The organism is Lyngbya aestuarii BL J (assembly GCF_000478195.2).
GTDB lineage: Bacteria > Cyanobacteriota > Cyanobacteriia > Cyanobacteriales > Microcoleaceae > Capilliphycus > Capilliphycus aestuarii.
The window spans coordinates 48,834-67,212 of record NZ_AUZM01000005.1 but is presented as its reverse complement, the minus strand read 5'-3'; the positions used below and the strand labels follow the sequence as shown (position 1 = coordinate 67,212).

Here is an 18,379-nt window from a genome sequence, read left to right as displayed (position 1 = left end):
AATGAAAGATCTGTTAATTGAAGCAAAATCTGACATATCGCGCACTAACCAGCTTAAAATATTACCGAATCAAGATATTGCCGAACAACTATACCAGTATCTTTTTAAAACTGGCAAAGGAATACAGTATTTTGAGCTTCAGTATCCACCTACAACAGATGAAGAAGATCGTAATTCTGACAATAGCACTTCCGAAGCAGAATCTTCTAATGATAACTCACGAGCTGACTTTTATCGGGAAAGACACAAATATATCAAAAATGAAGTAAAGAAAAGACTTTCTCAACATGGAGAAGAAGTAGAATATTCAGACATACAATACTTTCTTTCTCATAGCAACGGTAAGAACTATATATTTTTCTTGTCCCCGAACAAACAAAATTCTAGTTGGAAACGATTGTTTGAAAACAACAGAGAAAGAATTTTCAATCTAGTCTTTAAATTGTATCTTCTTTCTTCGGTATTGCCTAGCGAGACAATCAAAGGCTTTGAAGAACTTTTTTTTCTTCATCCTAAACATTTCACTAAATCGAAAAGCGGTCTTGATGTTTGGGGACAAAGTTTGTTAGTTAAATACAATTACCACGATGTATTAACTCTAAAGCTGACTAGAAAAAGGCGATTATTTTTATCTAAAGACAAAAAAGATTATAAAACTTTAGATGGTGAAGATTTAGGAGAGTTGTTAGTCTATAAAAATAAAAAATATTATTTCGACCGTAATCTTGATGCTCGTCGGTCAAATTATATATACTTTATGGATTTCCGTAAAGATAAAGAGGACGAAAAATACGGCAGATTTAAAAAGACTCAGCTTTATCATTATCAAAACCTAATGAACAAACTTGAGGATTTTTTAAAAGAATGCGATATTAAGTTTGAAATCCTTGACTTTCAGGCTGACCATTATTTAGAAAATCCCTTTATCAAAAACATAGAAGCCGTAGAATCCTTAGAAATTATTAATAATACAGGAATTGACTTAACCGAAAGCGAGCAACAATTTTTACAAAAATTTCTAAGAAATAAAGGAATTCCTATTCTTACCTTTTATAATTCAGGCAAGACTGTTAGTACCTATGAAAAAATAGAAAATGAGGATGAAGACGATATTTGCTGGAGAATTACCGAAGTTATTCCTTGGTCTAGTATTGAACTAAATAAGCAAAAAAACTACTTGATTTTCAATAAACTTTTAGAAGAAGAAGTCGGCTCGATGGCTTATCAAAGAGATGATGACTTATGGTGTCCTTCAACTAAACTAGATGGGCGATCAAAAATCGATTTATATTCTCAGTTAAAAAGTAAATACAACTATTTAGATATGGGTGAGTTTTATAGTATTCAAGGTATAAACATACCTGCGTTTAAAATAGCACAACAAGCAAGGCAAAATTCTCAAAATGAACAAGAAACAAATTTTGCTGCTGTCAACTATCCTTCAAGCATAGACATAGATACGCTTCAACAAGATTGCCTAACTTTCTCTAATGGGCAATATTTAGAGGTAGAAGATTATTTAGCTTGCTATCTAAGCCAGCAGGAAGATAGTGAAGCATGGGAAAATTTTTGTAATGTACATAAACTCAAAATTGCTCCTGAATTTAAGAAAATTATAATTGAAATAGGAATCAAAAACTGGATAAAACAAAGTTTAATAAACCCCGATCTTGGCTTAACCATAATTCCTCAATCATTTTCAGAACAAGAATTTTGGGCGATCTATGTAAGAAGTCCAAGAAATAAAGAAGCTCAAGCAGTAGCAGTACAGTTTCTTTACAAGAATGATCGCATCTATCTCAAAGATACAATGCGGGATATTAATGAAATTAAAAGAAAATTCAACTTTTTAAGAAAACAAAGAAATAATTCCGAAAAATTGATAAATGACCAACAATATTTTGTAGACGAATCTGAAAAACTATATATTAATTGTTACACTAGCGATAACTTTACACCTACATTAATAGGACGACATAACGTTATAAAAGAGATTGAAAATGAAACTTTGAAAATTAATAAAAAAATTAATAAAAAAGATAGTGCTGACTTATTACCATTAATTAGCTATTATAACTTGAAAACAAAACCTATAAACAAAATAAAGAATAGGATATGTTTTGATCTACATAACGAATCATTTATTCAGTACTTTGTTCCCCCTAAAAACAATATTAATGAAACAATAAAGAAAGGATTTAGAGTTTATCATTTAATTGGGAAAAAGTATTCGGGAGAATTTATCTCTACATCAGAATTAATTGAGCATCCTATAGCTGCTTTGCACTTTAGCACACTAACTCAAAATGTTCTTAAGATTAGCGATAATAGTCAATCATCTTTACTACAAAAAATAGCAAAAGTATTGATTGAAAATTAACATAGGCTAACTACCTCTTAAAAATAAGATACTGTACTTAGCGATCTAGCTATCTCTCTGTGAAGATTAAACAATACAGACATAAGATATAGATTTTAAGCTTAATTTCTTTAGTTTTATCACTCAAAATATTGCGATCGCGTATTAACAAATTTTTCACTATGACCATTAATAAGTACTTCTATCCTCACGCCAGCAAAAACGGTAGCAATAGCAAGGCTGAGTTGTCAACTTAGAAACAGAATGCTCAATCAGCTAAAATTGTAGCGGTTGTATTACTGAATGAGTGATCAGTTTTCTCTGTAATTTCACCTCTAGATGAAGTTTGATCAATGTACTTTGAATTTTTATCGATGCAATTCACTCAGAGTTAATGGAACATCTTCACCCACTAGGAGTCTAGAATAACAATAATCTAGTTTGAGTGGAGGTTCTTCTCGTGCATTTGCTAAAAGTCGCTGTCGCTAGCGGAGTTATTATTTGGATCACTATCTTCGGGATGGGGGAAAATGCCCAAGCGATTCTTACTCCCGCTAACGAACTGATCGCCCAACAACAAAGCCCTGCTTCTACCTATCAACCCGGTTTTTGGCAACCTGTGGCTCGGGTTAACCCTCAAGAGTCTGTAAATGTTAATATTGTTAATCAGAGTGGAATTGCGATCGAATACAGCCTCACAACAGGCCCAATGGAAACTCGAACCGTAGCGAATGGTGGCGAGACTCAGTTAGCAAATTTGGCGAAAGATTCTTATATTGTTATTAATCCTCAATCGACTTCTTCATCTCTGAAATTCCAGGTTACAACTGATAATAATCTTGTCAATGTTACAGTTCTACCCAGTTCCGATTTCTCCGGGGAAAGTACCGTTCATCTTCATCCCACCGGAGCAATCTACAAATACTGATTTTAAATTTTAATTCCAAGCTTTGATTACTGTAAGCTGGAATCAAAACAGAACTAAAACTGTTTTTAAACTTCAGGGTTTATGGCAATCAAGATTAACCTCATTTGACGCTATCCTCTGGGGAGATCACCAAAAAATAATTGTAAATCGGAAGTGAGACATTGACATCCTCTCACCGATAAATTGAAGATTATAGCGAGAAAAACCTAAACCTCACAATTTAGGTTTCTGCTGTTTTCCCTTACGGGGTAGAGTCTACTGAATCACATTGGTCATAATTTTGTACATAGATTCAGCCCATTTATTCCAGTTCAAATGCTCATCGTATTCTTTTCGAGAAGAACGCACAAGCTGTTCATATGTCTCTTTATTGGAGAAGTTAGTGGCAATTTTTTTCGCATATTCGTCACCCCCTGCTGATAAAGGTAGTATATAACCGTTTTTACCTTCTTTCAGAATTGTTGGAATCCCACCTGCATCTGTTGTTATTACAGGAATACCGTAGGCATTCGCTTCACAAATTACAATGGGTGAACAATCAGCACGAGTGGGGAAAACGAGAAAGTGAGAGTTTAGTAATAATTGACTAAACTGTTCTTGTTCTTCAGGAATATTTTTATTCAAAAAAGGAATAACTTTAAGCTTTTCGTGTTGATATTCTGATGGCGGAACACACCCAATCATCAGAAGTTCGGCATCTACTCCCATCTCTAATAAAGAAAGGAGAGTTTGATAAGCAATATTTCCTCCCTTTCTTTCCCAATCTTTACCTATAAATAATAAATGACATTTAGAGATTTCACATTTTTTCAGAGTTTCACTCGCCTCTGGAACTTTGTCTACATTGGCTCCGAAAGGTACAATTTCAATTTTGTTCGGATCGACTTCATAATCGTTAATTGCTGAATTAGCAGCCCATTCGGAAGAATAAACAAGTTTGGTGGCTTTTTTGACAGCGACAAATTCCTGTTGAGATGCTTGTAAAAATTCTTCTTCACTAGAATAAATTTTGTAGGTTTCTTTAATCAGTTTAGGGGTAGCATCTGATAAATAGATGATTGGTAAATCAGTTTCTAAAAAACCTAATTCTTTTGAAGAAACTGGAGCAAAAATTAAATCACAAGGCTTCTTGCTGAGAGTTTTTTGAACAGATTGAGAAAATTTCTCATAAAATGAATTCGGATTCACCTCTTTTCTGTTTAACAAAGAACTCGCTTTATTAACAAGTTTTAAAGGTTTTTGCCAGATAGAAGGTTTGCTCGGATTCCCCAAGTTAATCAGATTGATATTCTGATTACTCAAGGCTCTGTGCATATGATATAATGTTCCTGAAAAGGTATTCTTATCTAAATAGTTTTTAGCAGAATAGTAACCAATATTGATTTGACGCATCATAAATTTCCTCTGAGCTAAAATTTAGACTTAATGTATCCTTGTGAACGGTGAATTCACCAATCAAAACAACAATTTAAAAGATCAGACAGCTTTTTATTTTCAGGAAAAAAATAAGCTTTCAGTTGTTCTACAGCATCTTGATCCCCAGGATGTTTTACATAGTTAGCAGTTGCATATTTTTGATTTTGTAACTGTTTAATTTGATCACCGGAAAAGGGTTCAATCTCTAAAAAATTACAAACTTGATCTAAAACAGCACTCAAATTATCGCGAAATTGTTCAAAGTTGAGAACTAGAATATTTTGAAAGTTAAAATATTTATAGTAGTTTTCTAGATAATTAGCATATTTTCCTTTTTCAATGTATTGGTAATGATATTTAGGCTGAGTAGAATGAAAGTCTAACTCCTGTGCGATCGCCTCAGAAAAGGTTCTATAATCAGCGATTCCTCTTAAATACGGATCGGGATTTGTAGAATAGTTCTGAAACATTTGCCATGCTGAATAAGCCCGATATGCTGGGTTTCTGAGTATAGCAATCATCTTAATATTTCCTAAATCCTGTTGAATTCTTGGGGGAATATATTGATGATAGAGATAACTGGGTGCGGCTTCAAAGGTGAGTTTTTTTCCCTTACGAACTTTAGAAGGAAAATGTTTGAGATACCAGCCCAAACCTTTGTTATAGTTGTCATGGACATCGAAATAATAGGTTTCTCTCCATGTCCATGTAATCAAACTTTGAGGATGTTGAGCAAGGTAACGATATAGTGAAGTTACTCCCGATCTTTGAGCGCCTATAATCAGAAAATCAGGTTTTGACTTCCAGATTGGGTAAGTGGAATAAATCACCTCCTTTATAAGTTGTTTGAGCATGATCATACCTTCTCAACTACATAACACGCTTTAAATGATTAACCGTATAGAATTGATGATTTAGCCATTACCAGGTATAGCGATATCCTAATAGGTTGTAAAGTTCTTCATTGTAGGGAACAAAATAATCTTTCAACTGCTGAATAACCTGAAGATCGGACTCACTTTTCTCGACTTTATACTTACCTGCATTGTATTTTGTCTGCTTGAATTCTTGCAGTTTTTCCGGCGAGAAACGTGCTAGACTGAGAAAGTCACAGGTACTATTCAGTAAAGTTTCTACATTTTCTTTGAACTGATTTAAGTTGAAGATCAGCAAGTTCTCTTTGTCAAAATGCTTATAGTAGTTTTGGAGTTGTTGAGCATATTTCCCTCGATTAATATAATCAAACGGATATTTCGCTGAGAGACCATTTAGCTCGTCGTCTATTGCTTGCTTAAACGTTCTTTCATCAGCGATATTACGGAGATGATCGTGAGAATTATCTGCAAAACTATGATACATTTGCCATGCAGAATAGGCTCGATCAACCGGGTTTCTGAGGATAGCAATCATTTTAATATTCCCTAAATCCTTCTTAATTAATTCGGGAACGTAATCAAAATAGAGATAACTCGGAGAAGCATCAAAGGTTAGTCTGTTTCCCTTTTCTCGTTTTGAGGGAAAGTTTCCTAAATACCAACCCAATCCTTGACTGTAATTTTCCTGTAAGTCAAAATAACGAATCTCTTTCCAAGATTCATTTCCAATGACTTGAGGATGCTGAATTAAATAGTTATACAGGGAAGTTGTTCCGGCTTTTTGCGCTCCAATGACTAAAAAATCGGGGTAAGATTTTATCAGGGGATAGGCAACATTTTTAATCAAACTTTTAATCATTTTTTTGTCCTAATTTTTGAAGAATGACGCAACAGTTTTTGTTTATAAAAATATCTCGGCAGTTAAACGGAATTTGAGAAGAATTTCTGGGGAACAGACACCCAATTTCTTTCGCTTTCTTTGACCATTGTTTTAAAGTTTTTACAATTCAATTCTATTCCCAACCAAGAGCCGAGTTTGGCTAAGTCTTGATCAAAGATAGCCTCCAGTTTCTCGATATTTTCGGGTGCTAACTTAGGTTTTTGCTTCATTGTCCAGAAATCTTTCACCCAGTCCCGAAAACTTTTAGGAATAAACCACCGTCGCAGTTCTCGTAAACCGGGAGTTTCTGTTAACAAGTCACGCCAAGCACTTTTACGCAGTCGTTGGGTAGAAACATTCTTCGCATCAAGTTCAAAATCCCATTGGGGTTGACCCGAATAACCGATAAACTCACAGACTCTTTCTAATTCTTCTTGAGGAGATGTCAACATCCTTTCAAAGAAAACAGGAAGGACTTGATCTGAGCCAAAAGTTTCAAAATATGGCTCTAATTGCATCGTATAACGGCTATAATCAATCAGTTCTTGATGTTGATCAACTGCGGAGTTAATATCAACTGAAATGACTCGCATTGTCCATTCATGGATGTATTGAGAAATCAACCGATCAATCGGATGTCGCATCACATAAATAAATTTTGCATTCGGACAATGTTGATTTAAACGTTTAATGGTTTGAGGATAGGTGGGTAACTTGGTATAGTGGGTACTAGACTCGCCACAAAGGTCATTTTCTGAAGCTTCTTTAAACAGAGAAAGATACCATTCTATTCCCTTGATATACACCTCATCATTACTAAAAAAATAGGGTTCTTTTGGCTCACTCATAAAGATACCTGGTTGCAGAGCCAGTTGTTCGTGCAAGGTGCTAGTGGCACATTTCATACCACCAATAATCATAAAATCTGGATATTTGCTCATTGTTGTTTTTCGGGTAGCAGTGGGGGTTTCATTGGGCTTTGCCAATTCATCCAAATATCTTGAGCTTGGTACTCGCAGATATGAGGTGATTTATGTTTCACTAACTCACGAGCAAGGGAAATCATCCGACCGACTAACCAACAAAAGTTAGCCAGACCTAAACCCAGAACGCCGTAGAATTTGGCAAAATATCGCGATCTCGATGCGTACAAATAGGGTCGGGGTCGTTTCCGAGCGGCAACATCTGATTTGACAGAACCACTTCCACCTCGGAGATGAACAACTCTAGCTTCAGGCCAGTGAAGAATTTTCCAGCCCGCATCTCTAGCTTGACGACAATAGTCTACGTCGTCATAATACATGAAATATCCTTCATCCATTAAACCGACTTGCTCTATGACTTCCCGGCGAACTAATACACAAGCAAAACTTGTCCACTCGGGTTCAAAGGGAACATCAGACACGGGAATCGGGACATCATATTTTTTCAAAAGTTGGGTAACGGGTGCAGTTGCCGCAGATGCAATGAGTTCACTCCAGGGAGAATGGTAACGAAAACAACTGATTTGAGGTTGGGCATCTGGCCACTCTAGACGAGGACTAATTAATCCTGCTTCTGGATAAGCTTGCATTGCCTTTAACAGTAAATCAATCGTACCCTTCTTGATAATTGTATCACTATTTAAAAGCAAATAAGCATCCGCTTCAACTGATTTAATTCCCACGTTATTTCCCGCAGAAAAACCCCCATTCACCGGAGAGGCTAAAACTCGCGCCCACTTGCTCCAGTTGTTTTGGGTGATCGCCGCTTCAATCATTTCTACTGAGCGATCACCCGAAGCATTATCTACAACAATAACTGTATCTCGTTCAATTTTAACTTCTGATTCAAGAGAAGCTAAACAATCAATGACCAGCTTCGGTGTTCGGTAGTTAAGAATAATAATCGCCAGAGACATTAGCTTTATCAATTACAACATTTACAAGCTTCAGAATTTAAGAAAATGGTCTAAAATTTTACTTTCATGTGGAGCTATAGTTGTCTAGACTCATTGCTCACAATCTCAGTAAAATCAAGAAAAAAAATTATAGAATTGTTGAGGCATTGAGAATCGTCTTCCCTACTTGAGTCGGCTTTGATAAACTGCATTAATTTGGAGTAGGACTTTCTTTTGCCAATCCTTAGAGCCAAACTTTCGGGCAACGAAGTCTTCGAGAACTAAAGACCATCCCAAGCGTTCCACACGGCCTTGTAGTCTTCCCCACCAATTTTGGACTTTCAGTTGTTTCTCCATCATCGGCGTGACCTTGATGGGCTGATATCCGCTCAGTTCATAGCCTCGTTCGACTAATAAATTGCCGATTTTTTTCTCGACTAACTGCACATCTCGTTCCGACATTTTCCGTTTCCATTGGGCAATATATTTTGGATCGGGGAACTCATATCGACTATTCTTAGTATACGCGAACATTTCCTCATCAAAAGGAACTCCGAGAAACTCACAAACTTTTGTTAAAGTTAACACAGGTTCGGCAATTAGTTCTTCATAACTAAGTTCACATCGTCTACTTTCGGGAACAATTTTTTTGACCTGATCCCATAACTGTTCAGCTTCACGCCAACGTTCTACACTAAACCAGACATTACCAGCCCAACCCATACCAATACAAGATCGAGCCACATCTCGACCATCTCGAATAACGTGAATGAAACGAGCATCAGGCCAGATCTGCAACACTCGCTCAAAGTGGCGGTGAACTGTAGCACCGATGATTTTCTTGGCCTCTGTATCCCGTTTCTGAACAAGAAAACTATTCACAAGTTCAGGATAACTCAGGCTGCGGTCAATTTCAAAACCTGTGGCTCGAAAGACTCGATGAGTTTCTAACCACTCATAATATCGATTTAAATCTGGGAATTGTTTCTGATCGGACAATAAATCTACAGCATATTCAAACTCATTGCACCAGGCTATTTTGGGATGGTGCTTTAACATCAATCTTAAAACTGTTGTACCCGAGCGTTCAGCGCCGACTAGAAAGATCGGTTCAGAAATAAAATGAGAGTTGTCCTGCATTAATCTATTACCTCTAGAATAGGAAGTCTTCAGGGAAAAGATGATTCCAAATATCGTGCGATCAAGCACTATTTATTTAGTTCTAAATTCTTTCTACAGTTTATCATTATTTTTTGATTTTATTGAATTTTTACAAACTTAGCATCCCTCCCACCAACAAGAGTTTTGAGTAATAAAGTCCATCAAAGCACTGTATTTTGGAGACTCGGATTGATCTACATATTCTAATGCACCCCAACTTCCCCACTTTGTTGGTTTACCCACATCAACGAAGTGCATAAACATGGTTCCCCCAACTTCTTTCCAGTCTTTGAATAACTGGGTGTAGAGTTCATACATCTGGGGATGGCGATTGATTTCAATAAAAAAGTTGGTCAGCTTTTCATTATTAACCACATCTTTACGGCCGACAATATGTTGACCTCCTTCATAAGCCACGAGCTGAAGACCTCTTTCTTTGGCGATATTGGAATGATAAACAAATTTTTCATAGTTATCCATCAAACTGTCACGATCGTCGGGTAATAGACCTCCTTTTCTCAACTGCTTAAATGCTTTTTTCATACCTTCATCTCGGTCTTTCAGCCAAGACTCAACTGTACTAGCGTTTTCAGGCTGACCTAACGCACCGCTAAAGTATCCCGTAATTGCATAGGCATCAATTCCATGTTGATAACAGGGTTTATTTCCTTCTGCTACCCAGTAAGGACAATCTAAAACTTTGGTTTCGCTCCCTTTTGCATTGGTGTGAGCGCCCATAACACAAACAACACGACCTTTTTCATTCCCGAAAGTTCCTTTCCAAATCTCACACATCTGAGCGGATCGCATTCCGTACCATTGTCGAAAAGCATCTCCTTTATCTTCACCCCACCGCTTCTGACCCTGTTTTAAAGCATAATGAGTTTGTTGAAAATTCCAGTTCCAAACTTCATTGGAAAACTCGACATAAACGTTCAGATTCGGGTCGAGACTCTTCTTAACAGATTGAGCAAAGTTAGCCATGTATTCATCTGTCGCCATGTGAGGCATATTAAACCAAGGATCGGCTTGAACTTGATTCGCCAAAGCCACCATGACTTCTAGAGGAACACCTTTGAGAGTATAAGTAGCCATATCGGGTGTTGGCCTATCTTTCCACTCTTTTTGTTGGGAATGATTTGTTCCCATCCAGTCCATAAAACGCAAGGATCTAAACTTATTAATTTTTTCAATAAATTCGGGATTAAAAATTCCTCCACTGCGATACAAGCTTTCATTTTCTGCTTTAATAACCCTAATATTTTTAATATAATTTCCGGTTTTATTCGGATCGGTTTCTAAAATTGTTATTAATATTCCGTTTGATTTTGAGGCATCGACATCAATCACATCTCGACCCGGAGTTGAAGCGGCTTCATCCTGCTTGGCAGATAAACCATAGCTTATCTTTCCTTCTCCCTCATACAAAACAATATATTTTCCTCCTACAAATTGATTCGGTATTCCTTTAGTTCCTTTCATAAATACAGTGCTTACCCGAGTATATTCGGGAGAATCTTCTGGAGAAGGTAAAGACTTCACCCAACCATTTTCATCTAAATCCAAAAGTTCTTCTTCTTTGGTATTCCATTCTCCCCGACAATCAGGATCGGCTTTGGCACACTGAGTAATCCATTGTCGGGAAGACTTAAAGTAATCTAAAAAGGGCTGCTGTGATGACCAATACGCAATTCCATTTAAGTTAATTCCTAAAGGAGAGTTAATATTTTCCCGATTCAAATTTTGACTTAATGCAATAATTTTTTGATCCTGAGAAAATAGATTAATAGATAAATTTGGTAAGCTCGGAAGCATAAAAGCAGCGAGTAAGAACCCACAGAGAAAATAAATAAGATTTTTTTTGATTTTTAAGAATTTTTCTCTCATACGAACTCAACCGAATTAGAAGTAAACAATAGTTGCGGCGGCCCGGTTAGCTTTTACTCAAATCAATTCTTGCCGAACGCTCGGAAGGAAGTTGACGGCTTTTTCTCAAGGTTTTAACCGTTTTTTGAGTTGGCTCCGGCTGTAATACTAGCCCCGCTATGGCTCCACTGGCTAAAGTAAAAACCGGATTAAACTGATTATTTAAGCAGCAGTCAAGCGCATATAAAATAGTAATAACGACAAGAACGGCGGCCGGGGCAACTTTGGGATTAAACCAAGTTGTTGCCGGATAACGAAATACAAAGCTAACCGCAGGTAAAAATACTGATCCAAAAACAGCCGTCAAACCCACTATACCATTCACACCAAAAGCAATCACCCATAAACTATCCGTAACAGAGATATCAACTAACTCTCCTGCCCAGTTATAGTCAAATACACGGTTACGTCCCCATCCACCCCAACCAAAAACTATTCGTTCTAGACCTTTTTCGACGAGTAATTCTTCATGATCAAATCGATATTCCAGTGATTGAGCGCGATCGGGTCCGGCAATATTTTCAGCGACAGAAATAATTTGATCAGCTTGGTCTCCGGTAAAGTTTCCGGTTGCTCCCAACATTAAGTAGAATGACAACGCCGATATTAACGCTACTAATGGAAGAGAAATACGGAGCCACTTGGCGGTGAACAGAATCACCAAGCCGTAGAGCATATAAAGATAAGCACCTGTCGATCTAACCAAAAGATGAGTCACAAACAGTCCAGCTACTATCCAACTCATGGGAATATTCCAAAACTTCTTGAGCATTCCGGACTGCCAAAGCCAAACGGCAACCAGCAGAGCCGCCATCATCCACATCCCAACGCTCAAGCCGTGTTTCATAAAGACGTTAGGCCGAAAGCCTCCTAAACGAATAGATTGACCAAATTGGCGAATTCCATGATAGCCATAAACCATGTTGTGCAACTGAGGACTCATCACACTTTCAAAGATACAGAGCGGAGCGTAGATTAATCCTCCCACAAAAATCCCCATCGCCAGTTGGCGCATTCCCAGCAGATCATTGAGATAAATGCGACCCAAAAAATAGGGAATTCCGTACTCCATGGTTCGATCTACAATAGCCGATACCCCATCGTAAACGCCCAAATTGTTGGTCATTGATGAAATAAAGGGACAGATGCACCAGACCAACATGGGAATATCGAGCCAGCCGAATTTAAAAGAACTAAAGCGTTTAAAGTCAAAGATAAAAGTGGCTAGCAAGATGCTGTAACAGGTGGCTGAGATTCTATCATAATCAGGAAGACCCGGAAAAATAAATAGAACTTTTTGAGGTAAAAATAGCCAGGATACAATGAAGCTGGTTACGACTGCCTTGCGAGCCGGAAGAAACTTAAATAAAGCCAGGACAACAGGCAACCAGATCCGCAGTACGAGTTGAGCTTGAGGAGTCATTGTATACCTACTAAATTCGACATCAAATAGCCCAACTCTACTTTTTGGAGTTTGACTTTTTCTTGAGAGAGCTACCTAGATCTATCAAAATCGGAGGAATAAATTTTTTCAGAATGGTTTTAGTGTCTTCTCCAACTGGTTTATTCGGTAACTGTTCCCCTGGTCGAGCTTGAAAAACCGTGGTGTGTCCATCAGAGATCTCTTCAGTAGGACGACCATTACTGTAATAATATAATGCTAAGGATTTTCGAGATAATCCTTCAGGACAGTTTAAGGGGTCTGGGTGTCCATGATAGGAGAAATCTGTGGTGCTGAAAATCACACAGCGGTTAAATAGAGGTAAAACCTTTTTTTTGCAGCCTGTCATTTCACTATCCCACAACTCAAAATAACCACCATACTCTTCTTTCCAGTCTTTATTGAGATAGATCAGTAGGTTTAGTCGGCGATCAATATCAAGTTTTTCGTGGCGATTAAAATCTACGTGTACCTTTAAAAAACCCCCTCGTTCAATCTGATGTAATCCTCCTCCTTTGAAGTGAGGATCAGGGATTATTCCTTCGATTCCAGTTAGCTTTTCTAAAAAACGAATAAAGATTGAAGAATTCAGTTGATACAGTAGAAAACGAGTGGATTCTCCCATTTGTAACTCAGAACTCGAAGCGAGTTTCTTAGAGTAATTCCCATTAAATTTATGCCAGTCTATTGTATCCGGTTTTGGAAATTCATCCAAAATATGATCAAGTATGGATTCCGGCAAAAAATTATCGATAACGATATGAGGATAAGGTTGGGCTTGGGCATAGCTTTCTCGGTATTGAGTCGCTAAGTTGTCCAAATATTCAGGATCAATGCAGAAAGTCAAAGCTGAACTCATGTTTTTTCCTCAGAAAATATTAGTTTTATTAGGTGAACTGTTATTGATTCCAATGAGATAAATCTCGATTAAGAAACTCAGCTAGTTTCTGATTGGGCTCACGAAACTGGTCTAAAAGCATTTGGTGTGTCGTTGGCTGCATAGGAGGGGGTACATATTGCGCTGATTTCCATTGCTTATAATTGAGTCCCCGGATCATTTTATAAGCCTGATCTTTCCAGCTTTTCGGTAACAACCCTGACACAGAGCCAACACCCGGAATTGCTTTGAGAGGAGCAGTTAGCTGGTTTCTTACATACCATTCTGGCCGATCACTACCCTTGTTGGCAACTACTTCACCTTTTTGAGTTAAATCAATATTTGGATCGACTCCGATAAATTGACAAATCTTACTTAACGTTTCTGTGGGTTGCTCGGTTAAATCCTCCATCAACAAGAACAAAAACGATTCTTTCGGATAGTATTCTAGATACTTTTCTATCTGGTATAAATAATAACTACTATCGATAAATTCACTCTGCTGCCGAATGGCTTCTTCAAAGGTTTTGGCTGTCATCAACTCATTTCTTTCGGCTAGAAATTGAGGATTCTCTTGACTTCCCTTGAACCGATATCGGTAGAAGGAATACGCCCGCTCGACGGGATGTCGCATCACATAAATAAGCTTAACATCCGGTAGAACTTTGGCGAGACGTTCTACGGTTTGAGGATGCTGATGAAGTCGAGAATAGGTTGTCGAGGCTTCACCACAAACTTGGTGAGGTTGAGCGGGACTAAAGAGGGACTTATACCAGTCCATTCCCCGAGCGTAGTTGCGATCCAATGCAAAAAAATCAGGTTCTTTAACTTTGCTCATATAAATCCGGGGATGACGGCATAAATATTCATAAAGTGTTGTTGTCCCAGATTTGGCTGCACCGATAATGATAAAGTCAGGTAAAGTCATAAGCTAATCCAGTTTTCTTGCTAAAATCCGCCACAACAATTTGTAAAAACGTTGGCCCTCCCAGAACTCGGGGATCAAAAGTATTAGCCGATACAGCTTTTCGGGAGAACAACTGCTAAAAACCTCGATAGGGCTAGATTATTATCTTGAGTTGGCATCCTAACGAGGGGAGAGCCATTTTCTGAATTGACTTCAATACTTACGAGAAATCTCCTCGCTTTTGACGCTCGATAGCAGTGTGAAGTGCCGCTTCCAATAAATCAGTCGCATAGTCCCAAGTGTATCGATGCGCGGTCTCATAAGCGGCATCCGACATCACTTTCCATTGAGTATCAGAAAGAGACAAAACATCGACTAATCGCTCTGCTAATGCAGTAAAGTCGCCGACGGGTACAATATAACCATTCACTCCGTCTGTGACTGTATCCATTGGGCCACTAACTCGCGTGGAAACGACAGGACAACGACAAGCCATAGCTTCTAAGGGAGGAAGGTGAAACCCTTCTTTCAAACTTCCACATAGCCAAACATCACACTTAGCATAGATGTCTTTGATTTGAGATTGGGGAGGTTTTTTATAGTATTCCGTCTCGGGTGGTAGCGGCAAATCTGGGGAGGGATCTTCAGAGCTAAATACTACTAAATGGAGGTTTGGAATTTTTTGAGCCGCAATAGATAGAGCTTTTAGACTGATATCACATCCTTTCCAATAAACTTGAGAGTAAAGTAATCCAACTGTTGGAACCGCTTGTTTTTGACGGGATGGAGCATTAAATTGTTTAGTATTTACTCCATTTGGGAGGACAGAACAGTTAGGATCTCCATATTGAGTTGCCATTAAATCTGCTAACCACTTATGGGTAATTTTGTGCAACGGTAATGAAAAGGTAGCTTCTACTTTTTCCTTGGGTAAGTAATCGTGCATCTCATAATTTTGGATAAAGTAAGCCTTAGCTCCTTTGCTTGTAGATAAATTCGCAACCCATTCTGCTGTTTCCCACCATCCGGCAACAACCACATCGGCATCAGGAACATCGGCATCAGTCACTGGAGCGGGATGATTGAGAATTTGGCGAGGAATATCTGTGTTATCAAAATGAGAGGGTAAATTCTTCGGTCTCGATATCCACCCCTGACCCTTGAGTAAAGAACGAAGTTGTTGCTTCCAAGTCGGTTGAGGGCGACCCGGAGAAACGACGAAGACATCGTGACCTCGTTGCATCAAATTTTTGGCGTGTTCTGCAACCACCCGGACTCCACCTCGAAGGCTCATCCAGTTTCCTAAAACAAAGGTAATTTTCATTATTACGACTTCCTGAGTTGTTTACAAAAGTTGATCAATGGGTAACCCAAAGCCTAGAGAATAGCGACCTAAACAAACGATAAATAGCAAACCTAACAGCAGAATTGTTGCCTGTATATCTTGTCTAAAACAAGTTAATTTCTCTTGCCATAAGCCATAATTAATAGAAAAATAGCTGGGTAAATCATTAAAAGCAATTACCGTAATTGCACCGACCATTCCGAATAGCTCATTGGCCACCGGAAGTAATGTAACCATATACAAGAATTTAAGGAAATAACCTAATGCTACATATTTAGGATTTCCAATCGCAAAAAGTGCTTTATCTATTGTTGCAGATAATAATAAAGGCCATAGTCCAACGGCGAGAATAGGTAACATCCATCCGGCTTCCTGATATCGTTCATCATAGAGTATTTCAATAATTAAATCTCCAAAACAAGCAAGAACTGTCACCATAAATGCTAACCCAATTAACAGCAACTTACGCTTTTGTAAAATTTTAGCTCGCAAGCTGGGTCGATCCAAATCAGCATATTTGGAGATAACAGGAAACATCACCTGTTGACTAATGCGTTTAACAACTTGTCTGGGCAAATCGGCAAAGGAAAAAGCAACGGTATAAACCCCTAATAACTGAAGCGTAAACAGCCTTCCTAAAATTAATCGGTCAGCTTGAGAAGCTAAAAAAGTCATCATTGTAGATACAAAAATCCAAGTCCCGAAAGACATGATTTCTTTAAGTGAATCTTTCTCCCAAGCAAACCAATTAGAAGTTTCGGGTTCTAAGCGATGACTCCATGCAGTTTTGACAACACTAGAAACAAGATTTCCCCCGATTAAAGCCCAAACTGTGGGTGTTATATAAGCCCAGACAATCGTAACCGCCAAAGAAATAATTTGGGTTGCAAACTCAAGTCTTGTGAGTTTCCCAATTTCGAGTTTGCGGCTAAGAGTAGCCATAGAAGTAGAACTCAGTCCATTAACCAGAACGGTTAAAGCTGAAACAGGGAGTAACCAAACAAGCCGAGAATCATTATAAAACTGAGACACCGGCCAAGCGAGAATCGCACATCCTATCCAAATCCAACAGGCTCTGAGGGCTTGCAATGTCCAGGCGGTGTTCAGAAAAACGGGGTCGTTCCAGCGTGGACTACGGATAATACTAGGGCGAATCCCAATGTCTGAAAATAAGGCAACACCCATAATAAAGGTATTCACCAACGCCATCAGACCAAACAATTCGGGAACGAGGAGGCGAGTGAGAATCAGGTTACTGCCTAAACGCAGCACTTGACTGCCACCATAGCCCACCACTGTCCAGATTGTGCCTTCAACAGCCTGCTTTTTAATTGAGGACATAACGAGTTGGTTAGAGAGGGCTAAATCAAATTTACAAAGCGGATATTAATTTAGAGTTGGGCTTTGATAGGACTTATCTGTGTCAAATCTTTCTCGTTTAACGGCAGAAAACTGTAAAAATAACGACTGGAATTGACACTTAAATCATTGAATTCTCGGATTGGCATAGGGTCTATCTTGTTCGATCAGTTGTTTACTCTGGATGTATATCACTTAGTCTATTGGACAATCCTCATGGAAAATACTGAGATTTTCAGGTTTGTCTCACTCAGTCTAACCTACCCTCTCTCGGTACAACTACTGTTGAGGGCTAGCTTTATCAAATTTTTACATAAATCTTTACACCCTTTATAGAAAAAATGCTATTTTCCGGGTGCTTCCCTGATCAATTCCTAGAGGTTCAGCTAATCTTTGGCTCTCAAACCTCAATAGCTTTTAGCTTACTCTGTGCTTACCTAATCGTCAATTGTTTCTTCGGGTAACTGATCTTTATCCCTAACCCATACCCCCTTAACATTCCGATCAAAAATCCCCTTAAACACAAAGTAAGAGCGGTTATCCGCTCTCAAGTTGTTGATTATTGTAACTGGCTTTAGAGAAAATTTTAGTGACTTTTGCCAATTCCCAATTCTTGACCCGTTGCTTTGACTTGTTTCCAAGAACGTTTGATACTTTGATAAGATTCTTGAGTCGATAACCTTCCTCCTGTGTGTAAACCTGCGATGATTTGCACCTGTTGAGCAAATTCTTGGAGTTGACTATCAAAAGCTATATTTTCTGGTGTGGGTTCACCTCTGTATTTGTATCGAGGATGTGAGAAATTGTGTTTTTGTTCCATCAAAATACCTCCACAAGCTAATTTTAGCATCAAGTTTATAGCTAAAAAGGGGCTTAATCAGTTAGCACTTCAAGCATTGCTAATGCTAAACAAAGTTTTTAAAACCAGGATTAAAATCCCTTATTTTTAATTGTATAAAAATTTTTATTTTTTGTCAATAGCTGTTCCTCAAAACCTCTATTAGTTTAGTGTATAAAATATATTAA

16 protein-coding genes are annotated in these 18,379 nt (G+C 38.1%); 2 read left to right on the top strand and 14 right to left on the bottom strand.

Annotation, left to right across the window (positions count from 1 at the left end; translation table 11 throughout):
• The first annotated feature begins 1 nt into the window (after position 1).
• Both M595_RS03650 and M595_RS03645 read left to right on the top strand, forming a co-directional pair.
• A complete protein-coding gene (locus tag M595_RS03650) occupies positions 2-2,380 on the top strand; it encodes a hypothetical protein (protein ID WP_023064640.1) in 2,379 nt (792 codons plus the stop codon).
• 439 nt (positions 2,381-2,819) lie between these two features.
• On the top strand, positions 2,820-3,287 hold the full coding sequence (locus M595_RS03645) for a hypothetical protein (RefSeq protein WP_023064723.1): 468 nt from the start codon (positions 2,820-2,822) through the stop codon (positions 3,285-3,287).
• A 255-nt stretch (positions 3,288-3,542) separates the two neighbouring features.
• Here the strand turns inward: M595_RS03645 and M595_RS03640 are convergent, their stop codons facing one another.
• The 14 genes from M595_RS03640 to M595_RS03580 form a co-directional block, all read right to left on the bottom strand.
• Positions 3,543-4,682 carry a glycosyltransferase family 4 protein gene (locus M595_RS03640; RefSeq protein WP_083492768.1) on the bottom strand — a complete coding sequence of 380 codons (1,140 nt, stop codon included), beginning with the start codon at positions 4,680-4,682 and terminating at the stop codon, positions 3,543-3,545.
• A gap of 53 nt (positions 4,683-4,735) precedes the next feature.
• Entirely contained in the window at positions 4,736-5,557 is an 822-nt protein-coding gene (locus M595_RS03635; protein WP_023064637.1) for a sulfotransferase family protein, read from the bottom strand.
• Positions 5,558-5,624: 67 nt separating this feature from the next.
• Positions 5,625-6,437, bottom strand: a complete 813-nt coding sequence (locus M595_RS03630) for a sulfotransferase domain-containing protein (protein WP_023064668.1) — start codon at positions 6,435-6,437, stop codon at positions 5,625-5,627.
• 62 nt (positions 6,438-6,499) lie between these two features.
• Complete coding sequence (locus tag M595_RS03625; RefSeq protein ID WP_023064648.1) at positions 6,500-7,399, bottom strand: sulfotransferase family protein; 900 nt, start codon at positions 7,397-7,399, stop codon at positions 6,500-6,502.
• Entirely contained in the window at positions 7,396-8,358 is a 963-nt protein-coding gene (locus tag M595_RS03620; RefSeq protein WP_023064667.1) for a glycosyltransferase family 2 protein, read from the bottom strand. The genes M595_RS03625 and M595_RS03620 overlap by 4 nt, the downstream gene beginning before the upstream one ends.
• A gap of 162 nt (positions 8,359-8,520) precedes the next feature.
• On the bottom strand, positions 8,521-9,477 hold the full coding sequence (locus M595_RS03615) for a sulfotransferase family protein (protein ID WP_023064660.1): 957 nt from the start codon (positions 9,475-9,477) through the stop codon (positions 8,521-8,523).
• A 138-nt stretch (positions 9,478-9,615) separates the two neighbouring features.
• Positions 9,616-11,385, bottom strand: a complete 1,770-nt coding sequence (locus M595_RS03610) for a hypothetical protein (protein WP_023064662.1) — start codon at positions 11,383-11,385, stop codon at positions 9,616-9,618.
• A gap of 46 nt (positions 11,386-11,431) precedes the next feature.
• Positions 11,432-12,847 (bottom strand): O-antigen ligase like membrane family protein, encoded by a 1,416-nt coding sequence (locus M595_RS03605; protein ID WP_023064670.1) that lies wholly within the window; start codon positions 12,845-12,847, stop codon positions 11,432-11,434.
• Positions 12,848-12,884: 37 nt separating this feature from the next.
• Entirely contained in the window at positions 12,885-13,724 is an 840-nt protein-coding gene (locus M595_RS03600) for a 2OG-Fe(II) oxygenase (RefSeq protein ID WP_023064742.1), read from the bottom strand.
• Positions 13,725-13,764: 40 nt separating this feature from the next.
• Positions 13,765-14,670 (bottom strand): sulfotransferase domain-containing protein, encoded by a 906-nt coding sequence (locus tag M595_RS03595; protein WP_023064710.1) that lies wholly within the window; start codon positions 14,668-14,670, stop codon positions 13,765-13,767.
• Positions 14,657-14,782, bottom strand: coding sequence for a hypothetical protein (locus M595_RS32660; protein ID WP_023064750.1), 126 nt, complete (start codon positions 14,780-14,782; stop codon positions 14,657-14,659). Before M595_RS32660 ends, M595_RS03595 begins: the two co-directional genes overlap by 14 nt.
• 87 nt (positions 14,783-14,869) lie before the next feature.
• Positions 14,870-15,973: a glycosyltransferase family 4 protein gene (locus M595_RS03590; RefSeq protein WP_023064671.1), complete on the bottom strand. Its 1,104-nt coding sequence runs from the start codon at positions 15,971-15,973 to the stop codon at positions 14,870-14,872.
• A 21-nt stretch (positions 15,974-15,994) separates the two neighbouring features.
• Positions 15,995-17,335, bottom strand: coding sequence for an oligosaccharide flippase family protein (locus M595_RS03585; protein WP_023064688.1), 1,341 nt, complete (start codon positions 17,333-17,335; stop codon positions 15,995-15,997).
• A 604-nt stretch (positions 17,336-17,939) separates the two neighbouring features.
• The gene (locus M595_RS03580) at positions 17,940-18,173 is read right to left on the bottom strand and encodes a DUF7219 family protein (RefSeq protein WP_040483542.1); all 234 of its coding nucleotides are present in this window, start codon (positions 18,171-18,173) and stop codon (positions 17,940-17,942) included.
• Between the last annotated feature and the right edge of the window lie 206 nt (positions 18,174-18,379).

Bases quoted from the DNA above. Each gene is read 5' to 3' on its own strand.
- M595_RS03650 (WP_023064640.1), top strand. From the start codon at position 2: ATGAAAGATCTGTTAATTGAAGCAAAATCTGACATATCGCGCACTAAC.
- M595_RS03640 (WP_083492768.1), bottom strand. From the start codon at position 4,682: ATGATGCGTCAAATCAATATTGGTTACTATTCTGCTAAAAACTATTTA.
- M595_RS03635 (WP_023064637.1), bottom strand. From the start codon at position 5,557: ATGCTCAAACAACTTATAAAGGAGGTGATTTATTCCACTTACCCAATC.
- M595_RS03630 (WP_023064668.1), bottom strand. From the start codon at position 6,437: ATGATTAAAAGTTTGATTAAAAATGTTGCCTATCCCCTGATAAAATCT.
- M595_RS03625 (WP_023064648.1), bottom strand. From the start codon at position 7,399: ATGAGCAAATATCCAGATTTTATGATTATTGGTGGTATGAAATGTGCC.
- M595_RS03620 (WP_023064667.1), bottom strand. From the start codon at position 8,358: ATGTCTCTGGCGATTATTATTCTTAACTACCGAACACCGAAGCTGGTC.
- M595_RS03615 (WP_023064660.1), bottom strand. From the start codon at position 9,477: ATGCAGGACAACTCTCATTTTATTTCTGAACCGATCTTTCTAGTCGGC.
- M595_RS03610 (WP_023064662.1), bottom strand. From the start codon at position 11,385: ATGAGAGAAAAATTCTTAAAAATCAAAAAAAATCTTATTTATTTTCTC.
- M595_RS03605 (WP_023064670.1), bottom strand. From the start codon at position 12,847: ATGACTCCTCAAGCTCAACTCGTACTGCGGATCTGGTTGCCTGTTGTC.
- M595_RS03600 (WP_023064742.1), bottom strand. From the start codon at position 13,724: ATGAGTTCAGCTTTGACTTTCTGCATTGATCCTGAATATTTGGACAAC.
- M595_RS03595 (WP_023064710.1), bottom strand. From the start codon at position 14,670: ATGACTTTACCTGACTTTATCATTATCGGTGCAGCCAAATCTGGGACA.
- M595_RS03590 (WP_023064671.1), bottom strand. From the start codon at position 15,973: ATGAAAATTACCTTTGTTTTAGGAAACTGGATGAGCCTTCGAGGTGGA.
- M595_RS03585 (WP_023064688.1), bottom strand. From the start codon at position 17,335: ATGTCCTCAATTAAAAAGCAGGCTGTTGAAGGCACAATCTGGACAGTG.
- M595_RS03580 (WP_040483542.1), bottom strand. From the start codon at position 18,173: ATGGAACAAAAACACAATTTCTCACATCCTCGATACAAATACAGAGGT.